Genomic DNA, 10,208 nt, shown 5'->3' on the forward strand with positions numbered 1-10,208 from the left:
TTATCTCCTTACACCTTTTCCACATTCACAAGGAATGACTTAAACTCAGGCGTTTGCGTGTTGGCATCACCCACATATGGTGTCAGTGTGTTAGCAATAAAGCCTTTCACTGCTAAACCTTCAAAGCCCCAGTGGATAGGGATACCAATGGTATCAATATCTTTACCGTCGACTTTCAACGTATGAATACGTTTTGTGACCACCGCTTTCGCTTTAATGTAGCCACGTTTAGAGCTGACCTTCACCATATCACCTTGTTTAATGCCTTTTTCTGCCGCTAAGCGATCACCGATTTCGATAAATTGCTGAGGCTGAATAATGGCATTCAACAATGCGTGTTTTGTCCAATAGTGGAAATGTTCCGTTAAGCGATAAGTTGTTCCCACATAAGGGAATTCTGTCGCTTTACCCATTTGCGCCCAGTCATCTTTAAACACGCGCGCCGCAGGGTTAGAAACCACATTTGGATGCAATGGGTTAGTATCAAGCGGTGTTTCTATCGGTTCATAGTGTTCAGGGAATGGACCTTCAGCCATTTTATCCAGTGCAAACAAGCGACCCATACCTTCAGGTTGCATGATGAACGGATGAACACCACTACCCGGAGGAGCGTTGCTATAGTCAGGTACATCCATACCAATCCACTTGCTACCATCCCATTCAAGGATTTGGCGACGCGGATCCCATGGTTTACCCATTGGGTCAGCAGATGCACGGTTATAGATAACACGACGGTTCAATGGCCATGCCCACGCCCAGCCAAGTGTGTTACCCAGACCTGTTGGGTCAGAGTTATCACGACGAGCCATCTGGTTACCTTTCGGTGTCCAGCTACCAGTAAAGATCCAACAACCACTTGATGTTGTACCATCATCACGTAATTGAGCAAATGAGCTCAACAGTTCGCCTTTCTTCACAATGACATTGCCATCAGCGTCTTTCAGATCGACTAAAGCATAACCATTGCTTTCTTGGGCAACTTCTTCCGGTGTTGGATTATCACGGTCGAGATAGTTCCATGTCATGTTTAGAACTGGCTCTGGCGTTTCTCCACCCTCTGTTTCATACAGCTGACGTATACGATGATAGATACCAGACAGAATTTCACCATCACTGATGGCTTCGCCTGGGGCATCCGCACCTTTCCAGTGCCATTGCAACCAACGTGCTGAGTTAACAATCGAACCATTTTCTTCTGCAAAGCAGCATGATGGTAGGCGGAAAACCGTAGTTTGAATCTCAGCAGGATCCACTTCGTTTATCTCACCATGGTTTTGCCAGAAGTTAGCCGTTTCCGTATTCAGTGGGTCAATCGTGATCAAGAATTTCAGCTTAGACAGTGATTTTGCCACTTTGTTTTTATTCGGGAATGAGGCTAATGGGTTAAAGCCTTGGCAGATATAGCCATTCACTTCACCTTTATCCATCATTTCGAAGTAACGCAACACATCGTATCCCTGATCCCATTTAGGCAACCAGTCAAAGCCCCAGTTATTTTCTTTCTGCGCTTTATCACCATAGAAAGTTTTCATCATGCTGACGAAAAATTTCGGGTAATTACCCCAATAGTTCACCTGACCTGGTTGGGTCATTTTCGGTGTATTGGCCGCTAAATAACTTTCAAGTGTGGTTTGTTTATCCGATGGTAGGGTCATATAACCCGGTAAACTTTGTGATAGCAAACCTAAGTCGGTCAGACCTTGAATATTCGAGTGGCCACGCAGTGCGTTCACACCGCCACCTAGCATCCCCATATTACCAAGCAGTAACTGGATCATTGCCATAGTACGGATGTTTTGCGCACCAATGGTATGTTGCGTCCAGCCAAGTGCGTAAAGGAATGATGCCGTTTTGTCTTTAGCACTCGTTTCTGCAATGTACTCACAGACTTGTAGGAAGTCTTCAATTGGCGTACCACAGATGTTATTCACCACTTCTGGCGTATAACGGCTAACGTGTTCTTTCAGTAGATTCAACACGCAACGAGGGTGAGTCAAAGTTGGATCGCGTAATGCGAAGCCATTCTCATCCATCTCGTAGTTCCACGTGGTTTTATCGTACTGACGTTTTTCAGCATCGTAGCCTGTAAATAGACCATCATCAAAACCGTAATCTTCACGGATAATAAGGCTAGCGTTGGTATAAGCTTCGACGTATTCCTGCTGGATTTTTTTGTTATCCAGTAGGTATTTGATCACACCTGATAAAAAGGCAATATCAGTCCCTGAACGGATAGGCGTGTAGAAATCCGCCACCGCCGCTGTACGGGTAAAGCGTGGATCAATAACAATCAATTTAGCTTTATTATGGATTTTAGCTTCCATCGCCCAGCGGAAACCAACTGGATGCGCTTCTGCCGCATTACCACCCATAACGACTACAAGGTTGGCATTTTTAATATCAACCCAGTGGTTGGTCATCGCACCGCGACCAAATGTTGGAGCAAGACTTGCTACCGTTGGTCCGTGTCAGACACGCGCTTGGTTATCCACGGCAAGCATGCCGAGGGCGCGACTAAATTTTTGGGTTACAAAACCGGTTTCATTACTCGCTGCTGATGCACATAGCATACCCGTGGTCAGCCAGCGGTTAACCGTTACACCATCTTCATTTTGTTTAATAAAGTTAGCATCACGGTCTTCTTTCATCAGCTTAGCGATGCGATCAAACGCTTCGTTCCAAGTGATGCGTTTCCATTCGTTAGTACCTGGTTCGCGTACTTCAGGGTATTTGAGTCGACTTTCACTGTGAATGAAATCGATAAGTCCTGCACCTTTCGGGCAGAGTGCGCCGCGGTTTACCGGATGATCCGGGTCTCCTTCGATATGAAAAATGCTTTCTTTTGCATTCTTCGCTCCATCACCTAGGCTGTACATTAACAGCCCACAGCCGACAGAGCAGTATGTGCAGGTATTTCGGGTTTCTTTCGCACGCAGTAATTTATACTGACGTGTCGACGCTAACGCAGTTGAGGGTGCAAAACCCAGCGCCGCTGCCGTTGTACCAGCCATACCGCCAGCGCAGATCTTAAAGAACTGCCTTCTGCTGACTTGCATGGGGATCTCCTCATTTACATTGCTCTTGTTTACCTACTGAATATCTTAAATATCAATACTCAGGTAAACTGTTCTTATTCAACGTCTTCCGTATCGTATTCAGGTTCATTGCCTGAGAATGGTGTAAATTCTTTTTACCCATAATGAATATTATGTATCATTAGTGCTAGGAATTCATCTAATGCATGAAACAAATAACACGAAACAGTCAAAATCTCTCAAAATGATTGGTGCAAATCATACAAGCGTGCAACAAAAAGGCAACCTTCAACAGCCTGTCAATGACTGGGTTGCAGAAGAATTACCTGTCGCATTGGTCTATAACGGTATATCCCATGTCGTAATGATGGCAACACCAAAAGATTTACAGGATTTTGCGGTTGGCTTTTCATTATCCGAAGGGATCATACAGTCAGGGCAAGAAATTCGCGGGATTGATATTGTCCAAGGTTGTCATCGTGGTATTGAAATTCATATCGAATTATCCAGCCGCCGTTTTATGGGTTTGAAAGAGCGCAGACGCAATCTTGCAGGCAGAACAGGTTGTGGTATCTGCGGGACAGAGCAGCTCGATGAAATTTTCAAACCTATTATGCCGTTGCCTTTTACCCAAACATTTTCACTCAGCTACCTTGACCATGCTTTAACAGAATTAAAAAAAGTTCAAGAAATCGGTGCTATTACCGGCTGTACCCATGCCGCCGCATGGATTTCCCCCACAGGCGAATTAGTTGGCGGCTGTGAAGATGTCGGCCGTCATGTGGCACTTGATAAACTATTAGGCATGAAGCATCGCCAAAACTGGCAGCAAGGCGCCGTATTAGTTTCTAGTCGTGCAAGTTATGAGATGGTGCAAAAAGCGGCAAGCTGCGGCGCAGAAATATTATTTGCAGTTTCTGCGGCTACCTCACTGGCAATTGAAGTGGCTGAAAAATCAAACCTCACATTGGTGGGCTTTTGCCGCCAAGGAAAAGCCACCGTATTCACACATTCAAGTCGGATAATTGATTAATCGTTATCCATGTTCCAATGGGTGTATCATCCACAAATTCGGTTCGATATACTCAATCCATTGTTTTTCAAAATCAACAGAAACAGGTACAAGTGCGCTAGGCACTACATATTGACCTGACTGCATAAAACGCATACCTGTCCATGACTCCCACTGTTCAATAGTGCCTTCTATCACCATTGAACGGTATATTGGCCATAAAATTTTACCACCTAGTCGCCAATGTGTGCGGATCCATGGATCAAATGGCTCACCCTTTTCATTTTTCCAAGCACAATAATCATCGAATGATTGCAATGGATAACAATGTTTGAGCGTTGGGCGAACAGGTACGACAACGGCTTTTGCACCATAGTTCATCGCCGCTTTTTTCAACGCGCTAATTAACAATTCGGGTATGTGATACCCACGATATTTAGGTTCAACCGTGACTGATAACGCTGAAATATAGCGGGTATCCCCTTGTTTGTTCTCAATCGCAAAGTTAAAAATATCATCCCAACCAAACTCTTTTAGTTTAGTAAGATCACTATCAGTCCATTGAAAAGGCACAGCTTTAATTACCCCAATAACCGTTTCTTTCCCCTTAACCGTTGTGGCGGCTAAAAATTGGAAATGATTCATTGGTTCTTGATAGAGTTGTTCCCAATACTCATCAGGAACTGCGGTTTCACACATGAATTGTGGCCATAAGGCGTCTAACAGCACCTCCGACTGTGCGATCAAATCAGGGCGCTGTACAAAGCTATAAATGTTTATCGTCGTGATATCGTTCATTAATTTAGACCTGATATTCATATTAATCAGTATTGTAATAAGTAATCAGGAATAGAGCTTAACGAAATATTAAACTTTCGTTATTTGCTACTTTTTTTACTCTAAAAATAAACCAATGAGTTTAATGAGAATATTCCTATGAATATTTAAGAGTTTGAATTTATTGATTTAATTACCAAAACAAAATCAATCAATTGATTTTAATTCGTTAATTGTGATGTAGATCATGTTAATTTATTAATGCTGGTATTATGCCGGTTACGCCTAACTAGACTTCAAATGACTTTCAAACAACAGGAGATAGTCATGAAGCATTTATTGTTAGGTATCTCTCTGATTTGTTAGTCATTTTTCATCATCTATGCTGTAGCGAATGGTTCTGGCGCTAATATTTAAGCAGTTATTAATTCCATTACAGGCGCTGATATCAGTATAGATGTTGATATTCCCGTGTTTCCTAGTCTGAATCTTTGATAATCATTTATCCTTATAGGAGATGGTTCATGAAAAACTTACTGTTAGCTATCTCAATGCTTTTCTCATCAGCTTTTGCAACCTACGCAGCAGCAGATGATATCGACGTTTGTATCCAAGCGGTCGTTGATCCAATTACAGGTGCTGTTATCTGTTTAGACATTGATTTGCCTGATTTACCTGTTCTGCCAGGTCTGCCACTTTAATCATTGTTTACAGATATAGAGTAAAGACTCCACATATCATCGAGATAATACCGATCAGTCAAGACAGATAATCGGTCAACAAAACTCGTGATAAATAACCATAGCCTCATCAAATTTTTGATGAGGCTATTTTCACTACTTCTTGTAACAATAGTATAACAAAACGATTTGAGCAATTATTTACCAATACAAAAACTAGAAAAAATACGGCCTAACAAGTCATCTGAGGTGAATTCACCCGTAATCTCACTGAGTTCTTGTTGTGCTAAACGTAATTCTTCCGCCAGTAGTTCACCTGAACGAGCCACCACTAACTGCTCATGGCCTCGCGCTAAATGTATCGCTGCGGCATCCAGTGCTTGCAAGTGGCGACGACGTGCCAAAAAACCACCTTCCATATTGCTATTGAAACCCATCGTTTCTTTAAGATGGTCGCGCAGCAAATCAATGCCCTTTTCCTCTCGAGCAGAAAGGCGGATCAGTGGATAACGGGCATCTTCAATAAATTCAATTTGTTCTCCCGTTTTATCTGCTTTATTGCGGATCACAGTGACAGGCAAAGTATCGGGTAAACGGGCCATAAATTCAGGCCAAATATCTTGTGGCTCCGTAGCATCGGTGGTTGTACTATCTAACATAAACAGTACCCGATCCGCCTGCTCAATCTCTTTCCACGCTCGCTCAATACCAATACGTTCAACTTCGTCACTTGCTTCGCGTAAACCTGCCGTATCAATAATATGTAGTGGCATGCCATCAATATGAATATGTTCACGTAAGACATCACGGGTCGTACCTGCGATATCGGTTACAATCGCAGCTTCACGACCTGCTAATGCATTCAATAAGCTTGATTTACCTGCATTTGGACGACCAGCGATCACCACTTTCATCCCTTCACGCAGTAAACTGCCTTGACGCGCTTCGCCGCGAACACGTCCTAAGTCGGCAATCACCTCATCCAGCTTGGCTTCGATTTTACCATCAGAAAGAAAATCAATTTCTTCATCAGGAAAATCAATCGCAGCTTCAACATAAATACGTAAAGTCGTTAATGCTTCAACCATATGATGAATTTGTGCAGAAAAAGCGCCTTGCAGTGAATTCATCGCTGAACGCGCAGCTTGTTCTGAGCTCGCATCAATCAAATCAGCAATCGCTTCTGCTTGTGCTAAATCCAGCTTATCATTTAAAAATGCACGCTCAGAGAATTCGCCAGGGTTAGCAATACGAATACCATCAATGGTTAAAATACGTTTGAGTAATAAATCAAGAATGACAGGGCCACCATGCCCTTGTAGTTCTAAAACATCTTCACCTGTAAAGGAGTTAGGGCCGGGAAAGAAAAGCGCAATCCCTTGGTCAAGCACACTATCATTGACATCACGAAAAGGCAGGTAGTCTGCATAACGTGGTTTTGGTAGTTTGCCCAATACAGTTTGAGCAACGAATGCCGCTTTTGGGCCTGATACTCGTAATATACCGACCCCACCACGACCAGGAGGCGTTGCCTGCGCAACAATCGTATCATTGGTTTGCATAATGTTTCTCTGTCATCCTATAACGAATTAAGGCGGTCATTAAATGGCCGCCTTAATATTATATCGATAGCTGAGCAGAAGGCTCATCTATGATTTACATTATTTCTTTTCTTTCTTATCGCGACTATGTAAACCACGTTTTTCCAGACCACGATAGATAATCTGTTGCTGGATAATAGTCACTAAGTTACTCACGATATAGTACAGTACCAGACCTGATGGGAACCACAGGAAGAAGATCGTGAACACGACAGGCATATAAGTCATGATCTTCTGCTGCATTGGGTCAGTTACCGCCGTTGGCGACATCTTCTGAATAACAAACATAGTCACACCCATCAGCACTGGAAGGATGTAGTATGGATCTTGTGCTGACAAGTCCTGTATCCAACCAAAGAATGGTGCATGACGCAGCTCAACAGACCCCATCAACATGTAGTAAAGGGCAAGGAAGATTGGCATCTGGATCAGCAGAGGTAAACAGCCACCCAGCGGGTTAACTTTTTCTGCTTTATACATCGCCATCATTTCTTGGCTCATACGCTGTTTGTCATCACCAATACGTTCACGCATTGCAGCCAGTTTAGGTTGCAGTAAACGCATTTTCGCCATTGAAGTGTACTGTGCTTTAGTCAGCGGGTACATGATACCGCGGACAATAAAGGTAATAACAATGATAGCAATACCCCAGTTACCGACAAAACCGTGAATGAATTTCAGCAGTTTGAACAGTGGCTGAGAGATAAACCATAACCAACCATAATCAACGGTTAAATCTAAGTGTGGAGCAACATCCGCCATTTCTGACTGGATTTCAGGACCAATCCACAATGTCGATGAATATGTACCCGCACCGTTTGCAGCAATGGTCACAGGCTCACTCTTATAACCAATGATTGCAGCGGTTTTATCAAGGTCGATGGTATAGAAAGTGCTTTTTTCGCTACTTGCAGGAACCCATGCCGTCGCGAAATACTGTTGCAGCATCGCTACCCAGCCACCTTTAGTGGTAATGCTGAGGTTTTTATCTTCAATATCGCTAAAACTATATTTTTTATAGTTAGTTTCATCAGAAGAATAAGCCGCACCACGATAAGTATGTAATGCAAAGTTGCTGCTACCCGTATCACGCTCTTTTGGTAATTGAATAGTCTGTTTCAACTGACCAAAGAAAGCGAGGTTCAAAGCTTGTGCTGTTGGGTTTTGAATATTGTATTCAACATCAACAGTGTAATGGCCGCGTTTTAAGACATAGGTTTTTTGATAAACCACACCGTCTTTATCGGTGAATGTCATTGGAACACGTAGCTCATCTTGGCCATCCTGTAATACAAAGCTAGATTCAGCCGTATTATAAACAGGACGTTGACCATTGTTATTCGCTGGGTTATCAGGGCCATGTTGGCCAATCAGACCACTTTGTGCCTGATAGAGAAAACCTGGTGTAGTTTCTAGTAAGCGGAAAGGATCTTCCGAATGAAGGGTCGCAGGATAGGCTAACAAGTCAGCCTCATCGATATCACCACCACGTGTATTGATGCGTAAATCTAACACATCTGTTTTCACTGTGATCAGCTTACCTTGCCCACTGCTCGTTACAGTTTGGGAATCACTGCTTGGCATATCTGTTTGTTGTGTCGTTTGGACAGTTTTTACATCTTGGGTAACTTTATCGCTTTCCCAAGCCTGCCAGACTAAGAACGAAACAAATAGCAAAGCGATGAGTAGAAGATTGCGTTGCGAATCCATCGTTATAATTCTCTATTATCATCGTTTTTTTTAGGTGGAACAGGATCGTCACCACCAGCGTGTAAAGGGTGGCATTTTAATACGCGTTTCGCTGTTAACCAACTACCTTTTAACATTCCGAACCTGCGCAATGCCTCAATTCCATAATTTGAACAAGTTGGATTAAAACGGCAACGAGGCCCCAATAGCGGACTAATCGCCAATTGGTACCCCCTAATCAGCCCGATCAGGATTTTTGAGCCAAGCGATTGTGCCGACGCCATAACTTACCCAATGCTTCCGTGATTTGCTGGTTATCGAGATTAGCTACCCCTCTCCTTACCAATACCACAAAATCCATTGGAGGTAACTCATGTTGATGCAAACGAAAATATTCACGGGCTAATCGTTTAATACGATTTCGCTCATGAGCTCGTTTAACATTTTTTTTGGCGATGGTAAGACCGATGCGGGGATGCCCCAGCTCGTTTAGGCGACCAAGGATTGTTATCTCTGGGGAACTCGCCCTCTGCGGCTGCTTAAAGACATTATCGAAGTGCCTGGGAGTTAACAAACGTAACTCCCGGGTAAAAGCGAGCGTAACCACTAGAATAGAGGGCTAGCTTTATTACTTAGATGAAACGGTCAGACGAGCGCGGCCTTTAGCACGACGGCGAGCCAGAACCTGACGACCATTTTTAGTGGCCATACGAGCACGGAAACCGTGTGAACGGTTGCGCTTCAGTACGGACGGTTGAAAAGTGCGTTTCATAACGATTTCTACCTAACTTTTAAATTTATTACTGATTCAGTAAACGCGTTGGCAACCAGTGGAAACTGATTTACACCTGTGCCTCTATCGCAACAATATAGAAAGAGGCAGGATTGTAATAAAACATAGGGGGTCACGTCAATGAAATGACGCAATCAAACCACTTTTATTTATAGCCTGGCTGACAGGTTTGCTGACATATACTGTCACAGCGCATAAAGCGGTGTTTTCATTTTAATCACTTACCTAAACGTAAATGAGTCATCATAAAAATCGCTTCGACGCAGTACACAGGGTGGAAGATTATACGGACTCCACCCTAAAGCGCAAGGATCATCGGTCGATCTAAAAATATTTTTTGATCTTAGAGAATATTTTCCAGAAATAGTCTAAAGTTATCCCCAACGTTGTGGAAAAAAACATTGATGATCGCGATCAAACTGTATGCTTCTCTGTTAACCTCGTTGTCTTACCACATTTACCTGTGGATAAAAAGCATAAAAACTGTGTAAAAGAATGAAGATCTCTTGCCAATTTTACGGTATGATCTCCGGTCACATTTCTGATCTGAGGATCGGAAAATTCTTTGCTTAATCCGTACTTCTTTTGTTTCATTGATGATCTTGTTTAGGGGAGTCCACC

9 protein-coding genes are annotated in these 10,208 nt (G+C 43.1%); 2 read left to right on the forward strand and 7 right to left on the reverse strand.

From position 1 onward, the window contains the following. Nucleotides 1–8: 8 nt before the first annotated feature. Entirely contained in the window at nucleotides 9–3,056 is a 3,048-nt protein-coding gene (gene fdnG / locus JI723_RS19820) for a formate dehydrogenase-N subunit alpha (protein WP_139158723.1), read from the reverse strand. A gap of 181 nt (nucleotides 3,057–3,237) precedes the next feature. Here fdnG and fdhD point away from each other — a divergent pair, with 181 nt between their 5' ends. Next, nucleotides 3,238–4,068 (forward strand): formate dehydrogenase accessory sulfurtransferase FdhD, encoded by an 831-nt coding sequence (fdhD, locus tag JI723_RS19825; RefSeq protein ID WP_070929846.1) that lies wholly within the window; start codon nucleotides 3,238–3,240, stop codon nucleotides 4,066–4,068. Nucleotides 4,069–4,071: 3 nt separating this feature from the next. Here fdhD and JI723_RS19830 read toward each other — a convergent pair whose 3' ends face one another. Then, nucleotides 4,072–4,845 carry a transferase gene (locus JI723_RS19830; protein WP_337979684.1) on the reverse strand — a complete coding sequence of 258 codons (774 nt, stop codon included), beginning with the start codon at nucleotides 4,843–4,845 and terminating at the stop codon, nucleotides 4,072–4,074. Between the two features lie 503 nt (nucleotides 4,846–5,348). Here JI723_RS19830 and JI723_RS19835 point away from each other — a divergent pair. After that, the gene (locus JI723_RS19835; protein WP_337979685.1) at nucleotides 5,349–5,525 is read left to right on the forward strand and encodes a hypothetical protein; all 177 of its coding nucleotides are present in this window, start codon (nucleotides 5,349–5,351) and stop codon (nucleotides 5,523–5,525) included. Between the two features lie 176 nt (nucleotides 5,526–5,701). Here the strand turns inward: JI723_RS19835 and mnmE are convergent, their stop codons facing one another. From mnmE to rpmH, 5 genes are all read right to left on the reverse strand, one after another. Continuing rightward, entirely contained in the window at nucleotides 5,702–7,066 is a 1,365-nt protein-coding gene (gene mnmE, locus JI723_RS19840) for a tRNA uridine-5-carboxymethylaminomethyl(34) synthesis GTPase MnmE (RefSeq protein ID WP_272580823.1), read from the reverse strand. Between the two features lie 99 nt (nucleotides 7,067–7,165). After that, complete coding sequence (yidC, locus tag JI723_RS19845) at nucleotides 7,166–8,815, reverse strand: membrane protein insertase YidC (protein ID WP_140179906.1); 1,650 nt, start codon at nucleotides 8,813–8,815, stop codon at nucleotides 7,166–7,168. A gap of 2 nt (nucleotides 8,816–8,817) precedes the next feature. After that, nucleotides 8,818–9,078 carry a membrane protein insertion efficiency factor YidD gene (gene yidD, locus JI723_RS19850; protein WP_070929843.1) on the reverse strand — a complete coding sequence of 87 codons (261 nt, stop codon included), beginning with the start codon at nucleotides 9,076–9,078 and terminating at the stop codon, nucleotides 8,818–8,820. Beyond that, a complete protein-coding gene (gene rnpA / locus JI723_RS19855) occupies nucleotides 9,042–9,401 on the reverse strand; it encodes a ribonuclease P protein component (protein WP_081336048.1) in 360 nt (119 codons plus the stop codon). The genes yidD and rnpA overlap by 37 nt, the downstream gene beginning before the upstream one ends. A gap of 21 nt (nucleotides 9,402–9,422) precedes the next feature. Then, the gene (rpmH, locus tag JI723_RS19860; RefSeq protein ID WP_004906236.1) at nucleotides 9,423–9,566 is read right to left on the reverse strand and encodes a 50S ribosomal protein L34; all 144 of its coding nucleotides are present in this window, start codon (nucleotides 9,564–9,566) and stop codon (nucleotides 9,423–9,425) included. Nucleotides 9,567–10,208: the final 642 nt, after the last annotated feature.

It is taken from the genome of Providencia manganoxydans (assembly GCF_016618195.1).
GTDB lineage: Bacteria > Pseudomonadota > Gammaproteobacteria > Enterobacterales > Enterobacteriaceae > Providencia > Providencia manganoxydans.

Excerpts from the sequence above, each read along its gene's own strand:
- yidC (WP_140179906.1), bottom strand. The coding sequence starts at position 8,815 with ATGGATTCGCAACGCAATCTTCTACTCATCGCTTTGCTATTTGTTTCG.
- yidD (WP_070929843.1), bottom strand. The coding sequence starts at position 9,078 with ATGGCGTCGGCACAATCGCTTGGCTCAAAAATCCTGATCGGGCTGATT.
- mnmE (WP_272580823.1), bottom strand. The coding sequence starts at position 7,066 with ATGCAAACCAATGATACGATTGTTGCGCAGGCAACGCCTCCTGGTCGT.
- fdhD (WP_070929846.1), top strand. The coding sequence starts at position 3,238 with ATGCATGAAACAAATAACACGAAACAGTCAAAATCTCTCAAAATGATT.
- rpmH (WP_004906236.1), bottom strand. The coding sequence starts at position 9,566 with ATGAAACGCACTTTTCAACCGTCCGTACTGAAGCGCAACCGTTCACAC.
- JI723_RS19830 (WP_337979684.1), bottom strand. The coding sequence starts at position 4,845 with ATGAACGATATCACGACGATAAACATTTATAGCTTTGTACAGCGCCCT.
- JI723_RS19835 (WP_337979685.1), top strand. The coding sequence starts at position 5,349 with ATGAAAAACTTACTGTTAGCTATCTCAATGCTTTTCTCATCAGCTTTT.